Here is a 16,111-nt window from a genome sequence, read left to right on the forward strand (position 1 = left end):
AACAACCGGCTGCCGGGCGAGCCACAACCACCGGTTGGGCGGGCTTATGGTGGATCGATGGATACCGAGGCGGTGCGGTCGTTCGTCCGCGCGGCCGAGCTCGGACAGTTGCGGCACGCGGCCGACGAGCTCGGCGTGACGCAACAGGCCGTGTCGAAGCGGATCGCGGCCCTGGAGCGCGAACTCGACGTCCGGCTGTTCACCCGCACCCCGCGAGGGGTCGAGCTGACACTCGACGGCCAGGCCTTCCTCCCGCACGCCCGGACCATCGTCACGGGGGTCGACCGCGCCGTCACCGCGATCGGGCCGGGCTCGCGGGCCCTTCGGATCGACGTTCTCGGCCTGCGGTCCGCGCAGGCCGTCGTCCTGCACGACTACTGGCGGTCGCATCCCGGGACCGACCTCGACGTGGTGACCCTCAGGGTCGACGACCCGCGCGTGGCGGTCGCCGCCGTCCAGGCCGGCGACGTCGACGCCTCGTTCCGCTCGGTCACCGACCCGGCCGCACTGCCGAGCGACGTACGGATGATCCACGCGTTCGACTCCCCGCTGGAACTCCTCGTCGGCCCGAGGCACCCGCTCGCCCGCGCACGCACGCTGACGCCGTCCCGGCTGCGCCGGCACCGGATCTGGGTGCCGGGGATCGCGCCGCGCAGCGAATGGGCGGAGTTCTACGACCAGCTCGCCACCGACTTCGACCTCCGCGTCGACGCCGCGGGCCCGAACTTCGGCAACGAGGTACTCCTCGACATCCTCGCGGACTCCGCGGACGTGGCGACCCTCGTGGGTTCGCGCGACCGGTACGTCTGGCCGGCCAACCACGACCTGCGCCGCATCCCGATCGCGGGTCCCACGCTCGCGTACCCGCTCTCGCTCCTCCTCCCCCGAGCCGACCCGCACCCGGGACTCCGGGCGGTCATCGACCACTTCTCGAACCTGGCACCGCTCCCCGAACCGGTCTGGCGCCCGTCCTGGGCGACGACACCAGGCGGCGGTCAGCAGGAGCCGTAGGCGGCGATCGCGGTTCGGACGAACGAGCGGATCAACGGGTTCGGGTCCCCCTCGTGCCACGCCACCAGCACACGGCTCGGTGGCATGCCGGTCAGCGGCACCACGGTGAGCCCTTCCCCGGGCTCGTGGTCCAGGAGGGTCATGCCGACCGTGCCGTTCCAGAGCACGGCCTGCCGGCACTCCCGCACGGTGCGCACCACCGGCCCCGGGCGCGGCTGCCCGCCGTGCCAGTACGTCTGCCAGAGCGGGTCGGTGCCCTCCGGGAACCGGAACCAGCGGCGGTCGGCCAGGTCGGCCGCCGTCAGGCTGTCGCGGCGGGCCAGCGGATCGTCGGCGCGCAACTGCGCCCCCACCGGGTCGGCGCGCAGCTCGCGCACGGTCAGGCCCCGCTCGTCGAACGGCCCGCGGGTCAGGGCCACGTCGACCAGTCCGGCGTGCAGCCCGCAGGTGGGGTCGGTCAGGTCGGTCTCGCGGATGGTGACCTCGACGTGCGGGTGCCGTCGGCGGTAGGCGTCGGCCAGCCGGGTCACGCCCGGGTCGGTGCTGTCACCGAGGATGCCGACGGTGAGGGTCGCGGCGCCGGCCGCGGCGGCCACGCGTTCGCGGACCCGGTCGGCCCGGTCGAGCAGGCCGCGCGCCTCGTCGAGCAGGACCGTCCCCACCTCGGTGAGCGTGACGCCGGCGGAGGTCCGGTGGAAGAGCGCGGCGCCGACCTCCGTCTCCAGCTGCCTGATCGCCCGGCTCAGCGGCGGCTGGCTCATGTGCAGGCGGGCGGCTGCCCGGCCGAAGTGGAGTTCCTCGGCGACCGCCACGAAGTAGCGCAGCGTGCGTAGCTCCATGCCGGGACGATACCCGTACGGTATCGAGGCCGCGGAACGGGTCTTGGACGGTCCCGGTGCCCCGGCGGTGGAATCGGGGCATGACCGATGAACCACAGGCCAGTGAGCCGGCCGCGGAACCCGCCGTGTCGGTGGTCGGCCCGGGCGACGGTGAGACGATCGTCCTGGGCACCACGCGCATGCGCGTCCTCGAGGACGGCAGCACCACCGGGCACCGCCTCGGGATCGCCGAGTCCGTCCTCGCCCCGCACACCCCCGGTCCGCCGCAGCACCGCCACGCCCGGCACGACGAGGGCTTCTACGTCATCTCCGGGACGGTGCGGTTCACCGTCGGGGACAAGGAGTACGACGCGACGGCGGGCACGCTCGTGATGGTCCCGCCCGGCGCCCCGCACACCTTCGCCAACACCACCGACCGGCCGGCCGTCATGCTCAGCACGTTCACACCGGACCTGTACGTGCAGTACTTCCGGGACCTGCGGGACATGTTCGCCGACGGCCGGGCACCGACGCCCCGGGACAGCATCCGGACGATGAGTCGTTACGCGACCGAGCCCGCCACCGACGTCACCCAGGGATCCGCCCGGGGATCCGCCCGGGGATCTGCCCGGGGATCCGCCCGGAGGACGGAGTCGTGAACGTGGCCTACTGGATCGTCGCCGGACTCCTCGCCGCCTTCTACCTCTACGGGGGCGGGCTGAAGGTGGTCCGCAGCCGTGAGCGGCTGCGGCCGATGATGGCCTGGGTGGACAGCGTGCCCGTACCGGCCGTCCGGGCCCTCGGGGTGGTCGAGGTGCTGGGCGCGACCGGGCTCCTCCTCCCGCCGCTCACCGGCGTCGCGCCCTGGCTGGCCCCGGCCGCGGCCACCGGGTTCGTGATCCTGCAGATCGGCGCGACCGGCGTGCACCTGCGCCTCGGAGACCGCCAGGTGGCCATGAACATCGCACTCGTTCTCGCCGCGGCCGTGACCGTCCCGCTCGCCACGCTGCGGCTGTGACCCGGCGGGCCGCCGGGTGGCCCGTGGGGCGGGGTCCGTGACCGTCACGCCTGCGGCGGAGTCCGCCCGGCCGCGTCCAGGAGACGGCCGGCGAGGGCGGCGACCAGATCGCGGAGCTCGTCCGGTCGCTCGACGACGAACGGGCGGTCCAGCGACGCGAGTACGCCGGGCAGCCAGTCGAGGCGTTCGGCGCGGATCTCCACCCGCGTCCAGGGCCCGGCCTCCGCCTCCGGACCGGCACCGCCCGCGGCCGGCTCCTCCGCCACGACCGCGACGCCGCCCGGCAGCCGGGTGCGGATCTGCTCGGCCGTCCCCTGGACCCGCAGCGTCACCGCGTGCCGGTACGGGGCGGTGGCGAGCGCCGTCAGGACGCGCTCCGCCGGGTCGTACCCGGCGGGCGGCTCGAACGAGCCGGGCAGGACCGTCGCACCGGCGACGCGGTCCAGCCGGAACGTCCGGTCCTCACCGACCGAGAGATCCCTGCCCGTCACGTACCACCTGCCGGAGTGGGCGACGAGCCCGTACGGGTACAGGGTGCGCTCGCTGCGCCGCCCGTCCGCGGCCGTGTACCGGAGCGAGACCGGCCGGTGATGGCGCACCGCGTCGGCGATCGGGAGCAGTACGGCACTCTCGGGGGCGGTCGACGCACCCGGCGGGGCCGTGAAGGTGAGCGTGTCGAGCACGGCGTCCAGTCGGCGGCGGAGCCGGTCCGGCAGCACCCGCCGGATCTTGGCCGCCGCCGTCTCGCCCGCCGTGCCGGCCGCCGCCGTGATCCCGGTCCGCCGGCCCGCGACCAGGCCCAGCAGCACGGCCAGCGCCTCGTCGTCGTCCAGCATGAGCGGGGGCATGCGGTGGCCGGGGGCGAGCCGGTAACCGCCGTAGCGGCCGCGCACCGACTCCACGGGAACGTCGAGGTCGAGGAGGTGGTCGACGTACCGGCGCACCGTGCGCTCGCCGACGCCGAGCCGGTCGGCGAGTTCGGCCACGGTCCGGACGCCGCCCGCCTGGAGGAGTTCCAGCAGGGTGAGCACGCGGGACACGGGTCGGGACATGCAGTAAGTCTGCCGCCGATACCGGCCGGTTCCTGTCCGGTATCGCTCGTAGCGTGCGGTTGTCAGCACCGACGACCAGCACGCCGACCAGGAGCAAACCCATGAACCTCGTCTCGATCCGCGTCATCACCGACGACGTCGCCCGCCTCGTCGACTTCTACGAGCGTGCCACCGGTGTCGGCGCGACCTGGTCCACCGAGGACTTCGCCGAACTCCGCACCGCCTCGGGCACCCTCGCGATCGGCAGCACCCGGACCGTTCCGCTCTTCGCCCCCGGCTCCGCCCGCCCGGCCGACAACCGCAGCGTCGTCATCGAGTTCCTCGTCGACGACGTGGACCGCGTGCACCGGAACCTGACCGGGTTCGTCGCGGACTTCGTCAGGGAACCCACGACGATGCCCTGGGGCAACCGCGCGCTCCTGTTCCGCGACCCCGACGGCAACCTGGTCAACTTCTTCACGCCGGTCACCCCGGCCGCCGTCGAGAAGTTCGCCGCGTTCACCCGCTGACGATCCGCGCGGCCGTAGCGCGTACGGGACCCCGGGGGACCGGATGCGACTGCCCCTATGCTGGGCCTGCCCGTACGGGGAGGGACCGGGCGGAGGACGGGGAGAGATCGCACGCCGGGAGGCATCTGTGTCAGCGCTGGAGCCGGACGACCCGCGCTCCGTCGGGGAGTACCGGTTGCTGGGCCGGCTGGGCGTGGGCGGCATGGGCCGGGTCTTCCTCGGCCGCTCCCCGGGCGGACGGCTCGTCGCGGTCAAGGTGGTGCACGCCGAGCTGGTGCGCAGGCCGGAGTTCCGCGACCGCTTCCGCCGCGAGGTCCAGGCGGCCCGGATGGTCAGCGGCGCCTTCACCGCTCCCGTCGTCGACGCCGACCCGGACGCGCCCCTGCCCTGGCTGGTCACCAGCTACATCGCCGGGCCGTCGCTGGACCGGGCGGTCGCCGAGCGGGGGCCGTTCGAGCCGGGGGCGGTGCTCGCGCTGGCGGCCGGGCTGGCCGAGGCGCTGGTGTCGATCCACGCCGCGAACCTCGTCCACCGGGACCTCAAGCCGTCCAACGTGCTGCTCGCCGAGGACGGACCGCGCGTCATCGACTTCGGGATCGTCCGCAGCGTCGACGCCGACTCGGTCACCACGACCGGGCACATGGCGGGCTCCCCGGGATTCATGTCCCCCGAGCAGGTCAACGGGGACGAGGTCGGCTGGGCGAGCGACGTGTTCTGCCTGGGCGCGGTGCTGGCCTTCGCGGCGACCGGCGCCAACCCCTTCGGCGGCGGACCGACCCCCGCGCTCCTCTACCGCGTCGTGCACAACGCCCCCGACGTCGACGCCGTCACCGACCCGGCCCTGCGCGCCCTGATCGGCGACTGCCTGGCCAAGGACCCGGCCCGCCGTCCCACCCCGCGCGCGATACTCGCCCGGATCGGCCCGCTGGGCGGCGAGAGCACGACGGCCGCGCCGCACGCCGGCCAGTGGGCGCCGGCCGTCGGCCCGGCCCGTACCGATGCGGCGCCCACGGCGGTCACCCCGGCCGTCGGCCCGGCCGTCACCCCGGTCCGTACGGACGCGGTGCCCACGTTGGTCGCCCCGCCCCCCGCGTATCCGGCCACCCGGGTGGACACCGCCCGCCCGGCGCCCCGCCCACCGGACACACGCCCGACCGCACCGGGCGAGCGTGGTGGTGGCCGCGGCCGGCGGGCCTTCCTGCTCTCCGGTGCGGGCGCGATCGCCGCGCTCGGCGTCGGCACGGGGTTCTGGCTCAACCGGTCGCCCGCCCCGGACGACGTCGGGGCCTCTCCCACGCCCTCGCCGTCACCCTCCGCCGCCACCCCCCTCCCCCCGGAACCCGTCGGGCGCTGGGCCCTGGACGAGGCCTCGGGGACGATCGCGCGGGACACCGCCGGCGGGCACGACGCCACCGCGACCGGCGTCGCCTGGCAGCCCGGCGGCGCAGGGGCCGCCTTCGACGGGACCGGCAGCCAGATGGTGACCGAGGGCCCGGTGCTGAAGACCGGCGCCGGGCGGAGCTTCACGGTCGCCGCCTGGGTCCGTCTCTCCGCCGTGCCGGGCACCTTCGCCACCGCCGTCAGCCAGGACAGCGGCACCGCCAGCGGCTTCTACCTCCAGTACTCCAGCGAGGACAACGGCTGGGCCTTCTCCCGCCCCGGCCTGCGCGCCGTCGGCCGCACCGCGCCCGCCGCGCACGTCTGGACCCACCTCGCCGGCGTCTGCGACGGCCCGGCCCGCAGGCTGCGGCTGTACGTCAACGGGGTCGAGGAGGCGGTCGTCGAGGACACCGACCCGCTCCCCGCCACCGGCCCCTTCGTGATCGGCCGGGCGTCCTACGACGGACAGCCCCGCGACTTCTTCCCCGGCGCCATCCGGGACGTACGGGCGTTCGACCGGGCGCTGGACCCGGCCGGGATCAGGGCACTGACCGGATCCGGCTGACGGCCGCCGCCCCGATCCGGCTGACGGGTACTGCCCCGATCCGGCTGACGGTTACTCAGCTGACCCGCTCAACTGATCTTCCGAGAGCCGCTCTTGGGGTGCGCGTGCTAAAGATGTAGCTTCCTGGGGGTGGCCGTGAGAGCCCACCCAGGAGTTCGCGGCAGCCGGTGAACGGGGAGAGAGTTGAGCGGGGAAGCCGGATTCGGTCTCACGGGCAGTGGCGCCGAGCCGTTGCAGGACGACGACCCGCGCCGGATCGGACCGATCCCGCTGCTGGGCCGGCTCGGGGCCGGCGGCATGGGCCGCGTCTATCTCGGTGTCCACGAAGGCCGGTACGCGGCCGTCAAGCAGGTGCTGCCGTCGGTCGCCGGCGAGGACAAGGACTTCCTGCGCCGCTTCGGGCACGAGCTGGACAATCTCTCCCGGCTGCCCGCCGACGCCACCGCGCCACTGCTCACGGGGGACCGGGACGCCCGGCCGCCGTGGTTCGCCACCGCCTACGTCCCCGGCATCACCCTGCGCGAGGCCGTCGGCCTGCACGGGCCCCTGCCCGCCGACGCGCTGTGGCTCATCCTGCGCGAGGCCGCCACCGCCCTGGCGTCGGTGCACGCGCTGGACATGGTCCACCGCGACCTCAAACCGTCCAACGCCATGCTGACCCTCGACGGCCTCACCCTCATCGACTTCGGCGTCGCCCGGGCGGCCGACCAGAGTCAGCTGACCAGGACCGGCATGGTGGTGGGCACACCCGCCTACATGTCGCCCGAACAGGCCTCCGGGAAGCGGGCGTCGAGCGGTGTCGTCGACGTCTTCGCCCTGGGCTCGGTGATCGCGTACGCGGCCTGTGGCCGGCCGCCCTTCGGCGACGAGTCCGGGCACGCCGTGCTGTACCGCATCGTGCACGAGGAACCCGACCTCCAGCCGCTGCGTGAGCTGGACGCCGAGCTCGCCGACGTCGTGGCGGCCTGCCTGGACAAGGACCACGAGGGCCGGCCCACGGCGGCCGAGCTGGTGGAGATCGCGGAGCGGCACGGGCCGTTCGATCCGCCCCTGTGGCCCGCGGCGGTGAGCGGTCCGCTGGCCGAGCGGGCGGCCTTCGCCTCGACGGTCCCGGACTCCGGGCAACTGCCCGAGCTGCCGGAGGGCACACCTTCCCCGCCGTCCGTCCCCGTGGTCCAGGGCGGACAGCCGGAGAAGCGTGAGCGGCGTGGCCGTACGAAGGTACTGGCGTTCGTGGTCCCGGTCGTCGTGACGGGGGCGACGCTCGGCGTCACGCTGCTGCCGTACGCGATGAGCGACTCGGACAAGGGCCGGGACGCGGGCGCGCCGCCCGCGGCCGCCGGCCCCGCCACTTCGGGCCCCGCGGGCTCCGGCACCGGCTCCCCCGGCCCGAGCGCCTCCGCCGCCTCCGGCGGTCCTGAGGACGGCAAGAAGGACAAGCAGGACAAGAGCGAGGAAGAGGAGAAGGACGACGGGCAGGACGGGAACGGCACCGCGCCCGGCGGGGACGGGGACGCCGCTGCCGCCGGGGCCCGGGCGTCCGGCGACGGCTCGGGCTCCGGCGGCTCCCCGGATTCGGGAGGGTCCTCCGGTGCCGGAGGGGCACCCGATTCGGGAGGATCGTCCGGCTCGGGTGGGTCCTCCGGCTCGGGTGGGTCCTCCGGCTCCGGAAGCGGGTCCGGGGCGAGTGGGCCCACCGGCGACGGCTCGGAGGGCGGGGCCGCGTCGGGCAGCTTCATGCTGAAGAACGGATCGAGCGGAAAGTGCATGTACGTCGGCACCCCCATCGACGACGGCGACTGCTCGGGCGACATCGCCGTCTTCCGCTTCCAGAGCACCTCGGACGGGGCCTTCAGGCTCCTCAACGTGGGAACGGCCCAGTGCGTCCACGCCAGGAGCGCGAACGCCTGGCTCGTCAGGGCGGCCTGCGGCCAGGCCGGGGGAGAGTGGCGGGAAGGGGCGAACGGCTCGCTCCGTAACCTCACCACGGGTGGCTGCCTCGACCTCAACCGGCGGGCTTCCATGATCGGCCTGACGACCACGACGTGCACCGGCTCCGCGTCCCAGCGCTGGACCAGGATCTGACGGAGAGGAGCGTCAGCCCTCGTCCCGCCTGCCGCCCCTGCGGTCCTCGTCGTCCTCGGGGCCGCTCCGGCCGGTGTCCCGCGAGCCGTCCTCGCCCCGGTCCTCGCCCGCGTCACCGGGCCGGTCGCCCAGCGACTTCAGGAACTCGGGGTTGTCGTCCGGCGCGACCCACTGACGGCGTCCGCCGCCGCCCGGCCGGGGCGACGCGCCGGCCGGCTGCCGCTTCTTGCCGGCGATGATCCAGGAGATCGACCCGGCCAGCGGGAACAGCAGCACGAGGATCGCCCACAGCGGCTTGGGCATGTGGCGGATGTCCTGGTCCTTCGTGCTGATGCAGTCGATGAACGCGTAGACGCTCAACGCCAGTGGCACGAGGAACATCAGCACCCGGAGCATGGGGCCTCTCCAGCTCAAGCGAAGGGCGGGGACGCGTCACGGCCCCCAGGTACAGGGCCAGGGTAGCCGCTCGGGGATACTGGACCGCATGGCTTACGACGATCTTCGCTCGCTGCTCAGGGCACTGGAGCGCGAGGGCGACCTCAAGCGCATCAAGGCCGAGGTGGATCCGCACCTGGAGGTCGGGGAGATCGTCGACCGGGTGAACAAGGCCGGCGGGCCCGCCCTGCTCTTCGAGAACGTGAAGGGCTCCGACATGCCCCTCGCGATGAACGTCTTCGGCACCGACCGCCGCCTGCTCAAGGCCCTCGGCCTGAAGTCGTACGGCGACATCTCGGACAAGATCGGCGGCTTGCTCCGCCCCGAGCTGCCGCAGGGCTTCGTCGGCATGCGCGAGGCCTTCGGGAAGCTCGGCGCCATGACGCACGTACCGCCGAGGAAGGTGAAGGGCGACAGCGCCCCCGTCCAGGAGGTCGTCCTGCACGGCGACGACGTGGACCTCGACCGCCTCCCGGCGCTCTTCACCTGGCCCGACGACGGCGGCTCCTTCTTCAACCTGGGCCTCACCCACACCAAGGACCCGGAGACGGGCATCCGCAACCTGGGCCTGTACCGGCTCCAGCGCCACGACAAGCGCACCATCGGCATGCACTGGCAGATCCACAAGGACAGCCGCAACCACTACCAGGTGGCCGCCCGGCGCGGCGAGCGCCTGCCGGTCGCGATCGCCTTCGGCTGCCCGCCGGCCGTGACGTACGCCTCCACCGCGCCCCTGCCCGGCGACATCGACGAGTACCTGTTCGCCGGGTTCCTCCAGGGCAAGCGGATCGAGATGGTCGACTGCAAGACGGTCCCGCTCCAGGTCCCGGCACATGCCGAGGTGGTCATCGAGGGCTGGCTGGAGCCCGGCGAGATGCTGCCCGAGGGCCCGTTCGGCGACCACACCGGCTTCTACACGCCGCAGGAGCCCTTCCCCGCCCTGACGATCGACTGCCTGACCATGCGGAAGCGCCCGCTGTTCCAGTCGATCGTGGTCGGCCGCCCGCCGACGGAGGACGGCCCGCTCGCCCGTGCGACGGAGCGTTTCTTCCTCCCCCTCCTGAAGATCATCGTCCCGGACATCGTGGACTACCACCTCCCCGAGGCGGGCGGCTTCCACAACTGTGCGATCGTGTCGATCGACAAGAAGTACCCCAAACACGCCCAGAAGGTGATGCACGCCATCTGGGGCGCGCACATGATGTCCCTGACCAAGCTGATCGTGGTCGTCGACTCCGACTGCGACGTCCACGACCTGCACGAGGTCGCCTGGCGCGCGCTCGGCAACACCGACTACGCCCGTGACCTGACCGTCGTGGAAGGCCCCGTCGACCATCTCGACCACGCCTCCTACCAGCAGTTCTGGGGCGGCAAGGCGGGCATCGACGCGACGCGGAAGCTGCCCGAGGAGGGGTACACCCGGGACGGAGGCTGGCCGGAGATGGTGCTGTCCGACCCGGACACGGCGGCGAAGGTCGACCGCCGCTGGAAGGAGTACGGACTGTGACGTCGGCTTCCGCCGCGCTACCGCAGCAGCCGGGGCGCACCAAGGCGTTCCTGCGCCTGGTGATGATCGAGCACTCGGTCTTCGCGCTGCCCTTCGCCTACATCGCCTCCCTCACCGCGATGTACGAGTGGGACGAGAACATCCACTGGGGCCGGCTGCTCCTGGTCACCGTCGCCATGGTGGGCCTGCGCACCTTCGCGATGGCCGTCAACCGGATCATCGACCGCGAGATCGACGCCCGTAACCCGCGCACCGCGCACCGCGAACTGGTCACCGGCGCGATGTCGGTCCGGCACGCCTGGACCGGCGCGCTCGTCGCCCTCGTCGTCTTCCTGGGCGCCGCCGCCCTGCTCAACCCGCTCTGCCTCGCCCTCGCCCCCGTCGCGGTGATCCCGATGGTGGTCTACCCGTACGGCAAGCGGTTCACGAACTTCCCGCAGGCCATCCTCGGCCTCGCCCAGGCCATGGGCCCGGTCGGCGGCTGGCTGGCCATCAGCGGCAGCTGGTCCTGGGAGGCCGTCATCCTCGGCCTCGCGGTCGGCATCTGGATCGGCGGCTTCGACCTGATCTACGCCTGCCAGGACGTCGAGACCGACCGGAAGGTCGGCGTGAAGTCGGTCCCGGCCCGCTTCGGCATCCCCGCGGCGATCTGGGGCGCCCGCGCCTGCCACACGGTCACCACGGCCCTGTTCGCCTGGTACGCCGTCGCCACCCACGCCGGCGCCTTCTTCTGGCTCGGCCTGCTGATCGTCGCGGCCGCGTTCGGCTACGAGCACACCATCGTGCGGCCGAACGACCTGTCCCGCCTGAACCGGGCGTTCTTCAGCGTCAACGGCTTCATCGGCATCGCCCTGTTCGTGTGCGCGCTGCTGGATCTGCTGGTGCGGGGTCTGACCGTCTGAGTGCGGTGCGGCCCCCATCGGGGGCGAGGCGGTGGACCGGTCCTGAGGTCTGCCCCGTGCGCCGGTAGGCTCAAGATGTGAACCCAGGAGAAGCGCAGCGCAGGCCTTGGATCGTGGGGGTATCCGGAGCGTCCGGCACCCCGTACGCCGCCGCGGTCCTACGCGCGCTGCTCGCCGCCGGCGAGCGCGTCGACCTGGTGGTCAGCCGGGCCTCGCGGCTCACCCTGCTCGACGAGACCGGCATCTCCTTCCGGGACGCCCACTGGCAGCACGACCTGCGCGCATGGCTGGCCCGCGGAGCCGACGGCAAACCCGACACCTTCGACGTCGACCTCGACACCGACCTCGGCGACGACCGGGTACGGCACTGGAGCGCGGGCGACCTCGCCGCCGGGCCGTCCTCGGGGTCGTACCCCGCCAAGGGCATGCTGATCGTGCCCGCGTCGACGGCGTGCGTGGCGGGGGTCGCGCTCGGCCTGTCGAAGGACCTGTTGCAGCGGGCGGCGAGCGTCACCCTGAAGGAGCGCCGCAAGCTGGTCGTGGCCGTACGGGAGACCCCGCTGGACGGCCGGACCCTGCGGCACCTGGTGACCCTGGACGACGCGGGCGCGGCCGTGGTGCCCGCCTCGCCCGCCTTCTACGCGGGAGCGACACACATCCAGGACCTGGTGGACTTCGTCGCCGGACGCGTCCTCGACGCGGCGGGCGTCGAGCACGACCTCTACCGCCGCTGGAGCGGCGACCTCGGCGGGGCGCGCCCCGCCACCTGAGCACGGTCCGAGCAGCACCTCCCCCCACACGTTTCGGTTACCCACATCTTCTGACCTCTTCAGTGGAAGGCTTCGATCGCATGGACGCGGTGGACAGGCAGCTCATCCAGGCCCTGAGGGAGAACGGCCGGGCCTCCTACGCGGAGCTGGGGCGCCTCGTCGGGCTGTCGGGACCCAGCGTCACCGACCGCATCAACCGGCTGGAGGCGGCCGGCGTCATCACCGGTTACCGGGCCACCGTGGACGCCGCCTCGCTCGGCCTCGGCGTCACCGCCCTGATCGGCGTCTCGCTCTCCGACGCCGCCGACCACGAGGACGTCGCACAGCGGCTGCGGGACCTGCGGGAGATCGAGGACTGCTGGTTCATCGCCGGCGACGACTCCTACATGCTCAAGGTGCGCGCGGCCGACGTGGACGGCCTGGAGAGCATCATCCGCCGGCTCTCCGGCACCAAGGGCGTCTCCCGGACCCGTACCACCATCGTGCTCTCCACCAAGTGGGAGAACCGGGTGGGCGAGCTGCCGGAAGAGGTCCGGTAGGCGGGGCGTACGGTTGACGGAGTCTGTCTCAGAAAGAGGTATCGCATGGACGCCGGGCTCAAGCGGGAGCTGGAGCAGAAGGTCCGCTCCGGGGAGCGGCTGACCCGCGAGGACGGCATCGCGCTGTACGAGTCGGACGATCTGGCCTGGCTCGGCGGCCTCGCCCACGAGGTGCGGACGCGGAAGAACGGCGACGTCGTCCACTTCAACGTCAACCGCCACCTCAACATGACCAACGTGTGCACCGCCTCCTGCGCGTACTGCTCCTTCCAGCGCAAGCCGGGGGAGAAGGACGCGTACACGATGCGCATCGAGGAGGCGGTCAAGCTCGCCAAGGCGATGGAGGGCGAGAACCTCACCGAGCTGCACATCGTCAACGGCCTGCACCCGAACCTGCCGTGGCGCTACTACCCGCGCTCGCTCCGGGAACTGAAGGCCGCGCTGCCGGACGTGTCGCTCAAAGCGTTCACGGCCACCGAGATCCACCACTTCGAGACCATCTCCGGGATGTCCGCCTCCGACATCCTCGACGAGCTGATCGACGCCGGTCTGGAGTCCCTCACCGGCGGCGGCGCCGAGATCTTCGACTGGGAGGTGCGGCAGCACATCGTCGACCACCGCACCCACTGGGAGGACTGGTCGCGCATCCACCGCCTGGCGCACGAGAAGGGGCTCAAGACCCCGTGCACCATGCTCTACGGCCACATCGAGGAGCCCCGCCACCGCGTGGACCACGTGCTGCGCCTGCGTGAGCTCCAGGACGAGACCGGCGGCTTCCAGGTCTTCATCCCGCTGCGCTACCAGCACGACTTCGTGGACATGAAGGACGGCAAGATCCGCAACCGGCTCCAGGCGCGGACGCAGATGGCGACCGGGGCCGAGGCGCTGAAGACCTTCGCGGTCTCCCGGCTGCTGTTCGACAACGTCCCGCACGTCAAGGTCTTCTGGGTCATGCACGGCGTCCAGACGGCCCAGCTGGCCCTCCAGCACGGCGCCGACGACATGGACGGCTCGGTCGTCGAGTACAAGATCACGCACGACGCCGACAACTACGGCACGCCGAACAAGCTCACCCGCGAGGACCTCCTCGACCTCATCCGTGACGCGGGCTTCCGCCCGGTCGAGCGCAACACGCGGTACGAGATCATCCGGGAGTACGAGGGCCCCGACCCGGCGCGCCGGGACGAGCCGCAGCCGATGCGGGTCTGACGTCCCGGTAGTTCTCCGGCCGTGGGCCGGTGGGGGCCGGTCGCGCTGTTCCCCGCGCCCCTCAGGGCACGCACCCGCGCCTCCTGAGGGGCGCCGGGACCGTCCCGCCCCCGGGGCGCGGGACGGTGTCGATGTGCGACTCCGCCGCGTGCGCGCGCCCAGCCACAGATCGCCCGCACCCGGCAGGGGTCCTCACCGGGCCGGTGGGGGCCGGTCGCGCAGTTCCCCGCGCCCCTGAGGGCATGCATCCGAGCCTCCTGAAGGGTGCCGGAACCGTCCGACCCAGGCACGCGGGACGGTGTCGATGTGCGACTCCGTCGCGTGCGCGCGCCCAGCCACAGATCGCCCGCACCCGGCAGGGGTCCTCACCCCCACGGCGGGTACCCGACCCGCATGCCCGGCACCCGTGCGCCCGAAGACGCCTACACCGCGGAGCCCTTCGTCCCCCGCCGCGGCGGCCTCCCCGCCCTCCGCGCAGCCGCCGCGGGCTGCCGCGGCTGCCCCCTGCACAGGGACGCCACCCAGACCGTCTTCGGCGCCGGCAAGGCGACCGCCCGCGTCATGCTCGTCGGCGAGCAGCCCGGCGACCAGGAGGACCGGCAGGGCGAGCCCTTCGTCGGACCGGCCGGCCGGCTGCTGGACCGCGCCCTCGCGGAGGCCGGCATCGACCCCGGCGAGGCGTATGTGACCAACGCCGTCAAGCACTTCAAGTTCACGCAGGCCGAGCCCCGCAAGCGGCGGATCCACAAGGCGCCCACCCTGCGCGAGATGACCGCCTGCGGCCCGTGGCTCGCAGCCGAGCTGGCCCTGGTGGAACCCGAGCTGATCGTGGTGCTCGGCGCCACGGCCGGCAAGGCGCTGCTCGGCTCCTCGTTCCGGGTCACGCAGGTGCGCGGCACGGTGCTGGAGGAGGAGATCCACGGGCGCCCGGAACGGCTGGTGCCGACGGTGCACCCGTCGGCGGTCCTGCGGGCGGAGGACCGGGACTCGGCGTACCGGGGGCTGCTCTCGGACCTGCGGGTGGCGGCGCGGGCCCTGGCGTAATGCACTGGCGTCATGGCCCCGGGTAATGGTTACCATGCTCCCGTGTCCCTTACTTTCACGCTGGATCCCACCCCCACTCCCGACCTGCGCGACGGCGTGCTCGACCTGTGGGCCGACGTCAGCAACGCCGGCGGTGCCGTGGGCTTCGTCCCGCCGGTGACGCACGAGACCGTCCGCCCCGAGCTGGTCAAGCACATGGTCGCCATGGTCGAGGGCCGTACCCGCCTCCTGGTCGGCCACGACGAGGAGGGGCGCGTGGCCGCCGCCGCGTTCCTCACCCGCAACACGCACCGGCTGATGGCCCACTGGCTGTGGCTCTACACGGTGATGGTCCACCCGCGCCACCAGGGCCGGGGATACGGCCGCGACCTGATGGCCGCCGCCGCGGACGCGGCCCGCACCATCGACGGCATCGAGGCGATACGGCTGACCTGCCGGGGCGGCCTCGGCCTGGAGCGGTTCTACGAGTCCTGCGGCTACAAGGAGGTCGGCCGGGTACCCGGCGCGATCCGCGTGGCGCCGGGCGACGACCGCGACGACATCGTGATGCTGCTGCCGCTCGGCTGAGCCCGGCCCGCCCGGCCCGGACCCCCCTTGCGGGGACGAGACCCCGGCATGTTTCACTGGACAGTGCCTCTTTGTGCCAGAAACGGAAGAGTGGATTGAGATGCTCCGCTACACGCTGATGCGCCTCGGGATCTTCGTGGGCTGCCTCGTGGCCGTCTGGGGGCTCGTCTACGCCGGCGTGTTCCCGCGTGGCCTCGGCGACTCCAACGGCATGTGGATCCTGCTGCTCTCCCTGCTGATCTCGGCCCCCATCAGCTTCGTGATGCTGCGCAAGGAGCGGGACCGGGCCTCGGTGCAGGTCGTGCACCGCGTGGACCGCATGAAGGCCAACCTCGAGGCCAACCGCGGCCAGGAGGACCTCGCCGACGACGCGGCCCGGGCCGCCCAGGGCCAGACCCGGTAACGTCCGCCACACACGCGTGCGCCCCGGCTTCCCGAATCACGGGAAACCGGGGCGCTTTACGTTTTGCGGGCAGTGGTGCACCCGTACCTCTCAAAGTGAGGCTTTGAGACCCCCAAAGCGTAAGTGTTAAAGTCATACGCATGAAGCCAGCAGTCGCGCACCCCACACCGCCGAGCCTCGGGCTCGTGGCGCGCCTGCACGTGGACCTCTGTCGGTGCGCGTCCGCGACCTGTCGCCCCTGACGTTCTTCCTCATCCGTCGTTCTCCACGTCAGCCCAGCGCGTCCGTCCCCGCGTC

General features: G+C 72.8%; 18 protein-coding genes. 15 read left to right on the forward strand and 3 right to left on the reverse strand.

The window, feature by feature from the left end:
• The first annotated feature begins 57 nt into the window (after nucleotides 1-57).
• Nucleotides 58-1,011: a LysR family transcriptional regulator gene (locus RM812_RS25420; protein WP_311576255.1), complete on the forward strand. Its 954-nt coding sequence runs from the start codon at nucleotides 58-60 to the stop codon at nucleotides 1,009-1,011.
• On the opposite strand, the gene RM812_RS25425 is transcribed toward RM812_RS25420, so the two are convergent.
• Nucleotides 996-1,850 (reverse strand): LysR family transcriptional regulator, encoded by an 855-nt coding sequence (locus tag RM812_RS25425; protein ID WP_311576258.1) that lies wholly within the window; start codon nucleotides 1,848-1,850, stop codon nucleotides 996-998. The two genes, RM812_RS25420 and RM812_RS25425, sit on opposite strands and share 16 nt — an antisense overlap.
• A gap of 80 nt (nucleotides 1,851-1,930) precedes the next feature.
• Here RM812_RS25425 and RM812_RS25430 point away from each other — a divergent pair, with 80 nt between their 5' ends.
• Both RM812_RS25430 and RM812_RS25435 read left to right on the forward strand, forming a co-directional pair.
• Nucleotides 1,931-2,488, forward strand: a complete 558-nt coding sequence (locus RM812_RS25430; RefSeq protein WP_311576261.1) for a cupin domain-containing protein — start codon at nucleotides 1,931-1,933, stop codon at nucleotides 2,486-2,488.
• Entirely contained in the window at nucleotides 2,485-2,847 is a 363-nt protein-coding gene (locus tag RM812_RS25435; protein ID WP_311576264.1) for a DoxX family protein, read from the forward strand. Before RM812_RS25430 ends, RM812_RS25435 begins: the two co-directional genes overlap by 4 nt.
• 44 nt (nucleotides 2,848-2,891) lie before the next feature.
• Here RM812_RS25435 and RM812_RS25440 read toward each other — a convergent pair whose 3' ends face one another.
• On the reverse strand, nucleotides 2,892-3,899 hold the full coding sequence (locus tag RM812_RS25440) for a helix-turn-helix transcriptional regulator (protein ID WP_311576268.1): 1,008 nt from the start codon (nucleotides 3,897-3,899) through the stop codon (nucleotides 2,892-2,894).
• A 101-nt stretch (nucleotides 3,900-4,000) separates the two neighbouring features.
• Here RM812_RS25440 and RM812_RS25445 point away from each other — a divergent pair, with 101 nt between their 5' ends.
• The 3 genes from RM812_RS25445 (at nucleotide 4,001) to RM812_RS25455 (ending at nucleotide 8,438) form a co-directional block, all read left to right on the forward strand.
• Nucleotides 4,001-4,408 (forward strand): VOC family protein, encoded by a 408-nt coding sequence (locus RM812_RS25445; protein WP_311576271.1) that lies wholly within the window; start codon nucleotides 4,001-4,003, stop codon nucleotides 4,406-4,408.
• A gap of 127 nt (nucleotides 4,409-4,535) precedes the next feature.
• The gene (locus RM812_RS25450; RefSeq protein WP_311576274.1) at nucleotides 4,536-6,353 is read left to right on the forward strand and encodes a protein kinase domain-containing protein; all 1,818 of its coding nucleotides are present in this window, start codon (nucleotides 4,536-4,538) and stop codon (nucleotides 6,351-6,353) included.
• 183 nt (nucleotides 6,354-6,536) lie between these two features.
• Entirely contained in the window at nucleotides 6,537-8,438 is a 1,902-nt protein-coding gene (locus tag RM812_RS25455) for a protein kinase domain-containing protein (protein WP_311576277.1), read from the forward strand.
• 12 nt (nucleotides 8,439-8,450) lie between these two features.
• Here RM812_RS25455 and RM812_RS25460 read toward each other — a convergent pair whose 3' ends face one another.
• Nucleotides 8,451-8,834, reverse strand: a complete 384-nt coding sequence (locus tag RM812_RS25460) for a PLD nuclease N-terminal domain-containing protein (RefSeq protein WP_311576280.1) — start codon at nucleotides 8,832-8,834, stop codon at nucleotides 8,451-8,453.
• A gap of 88 nt (nucleotides 8,835-8,922) precedes the next feature.
• Between RM812_RS25460 and RM812_RS25465 the strand changes: the two genes are divergently transcribed.
• The 9 genes from RM812_RS25465 (at nucleotide 8,923) to RM812_RS25505 (ending at nucleotide 16,056) form a co-directional block, all read left to right on the forward strand.
• Nucleotides 8,923-10,380: a menaquinone biosynthesis decarboxylase gene (locus RM812_RS25465; RefSeq protein WP_311576283.1), complete on the forward strand. Its 1,458-nt coding sequence runs from the start codon at nucleotides 8,923-8,925 to the stop codon at nucleotides 10,378-10,380.
• Nucleotides 10,377-11,282 (forward strand): menaquinone biosynthesis prenyltransferase MqnP, encoded by a 906-nt coding sequence (mqnP, locus tag RM812_RS25470; protein WP_311576286.1) that lies wholly within the window; start codon nucleotides 10,377-10,379, stop codon nucleotides 11,280-11,282. Before RM812_RS25465 ends, mqnP begins: the two co-directional genes overlap by 4 nt.
• 77 nt (nucleotides 11,283-11,359) lie before the next feature.
• Nucleotides 11,360-12,052, forward strand: a complete 693-nt coding sequence (locus tag RM812_RS25475) for a UbiX family flavin prenyltransferase (protein WP_311576290.1) — start codon at nucleotides 11,360-11,362, stop codon at nucleotides 12,050-12,052.
• Nucleotides 12,053-12,132: 80 nt separating this feature from the next.
• Entirely contained in the window at nucleotides 12,133-12,591 is a 459-nt protein-coding gene (locus RM812_RS25480) for an Lrp/AsnC family transcriptional regulator (protein WP_311576294.1), read from the forward strand.
• 45 nt (nucleotides 12,592-12,636) lie between these two features.
• Nucleotides 12,637-13,800, forward strand: coding sequence for an aminofutalosine synthase MqnE (gene mqnE, locus RM812_RS25485; RefSeq protein ID WP_311576297.1), 1,164 nt, complete (start codon nucleotides 12,637-12,639; stop codon nucleotides 13,798-13,800).
• 393 nt (nucleotides 13,801-14,193) lie between these two features.
• The gene (locus RM812_RS25490; protein ID WP_311576300.1) at nucleotides 14,194-14,844 is read left to right on the forward strand and encodes a UdgX family uracil-DNA binding protein; all 651 of its coding nucleotides are present in this window, start codon (nucleotides 14,194-14,196) and stop codon (nucleotides 14,842-14,844) included.
• A 42-nt stretch (nucleotides 14,845-14,886) separates the two neighbouring features.
• Nucleotides 14,887-15,411, forward strand: coding sequence for a GNAT family N-acetyltransferase (locus RM812_RS25495; RefSeq protein WP_311576303.1), 525 nt, complete (start codon nucleotides 14,887-14,889; stop codon nucleotides 15,409-15,411).
• A gap of 100 nt (nucleotides 15,412-15,511) precedes the next feature.
• Nucleotides 15,512-15,814 carry a DUF4229 domain-containing protein gene (locus RM812_RS25500; RefSeq protein WP_311576306.1) on the forward strand — a complete coding sequence of 101 codons (303 nt, stop codon included), beginning with the start codon at nucleotides 15,512-15,514 and terminating at the stop codon, nucleotides 15,812-15,814.
• A 140-nt stretch (nucleotides 15,815-15,954) separates the two neighbouring features.
• On the forward strand, nucleotides 15,955-16,056 hold the full coding sequence (locus tag RM812_RS25505; RefSeq protein ID WP_311576309.1) for a putative leader peptide: 102 nt from the start codon (nucleotides 15,955-15,957) through the stop codon (nucleotides 16,054-16,056).
• Nucleotides 16,057-16,111: the final 55 nt, after the last annotated feature.

This window comes from Streptomyces lancefieldiae (assembly GCF_031845825.1).
GTDB lineage: Bacteria > Actinomycetota > Actinomycetes > Streptomycetales > Streptomycetaceae > Streptomyces > Streptomyces lancefieldiae.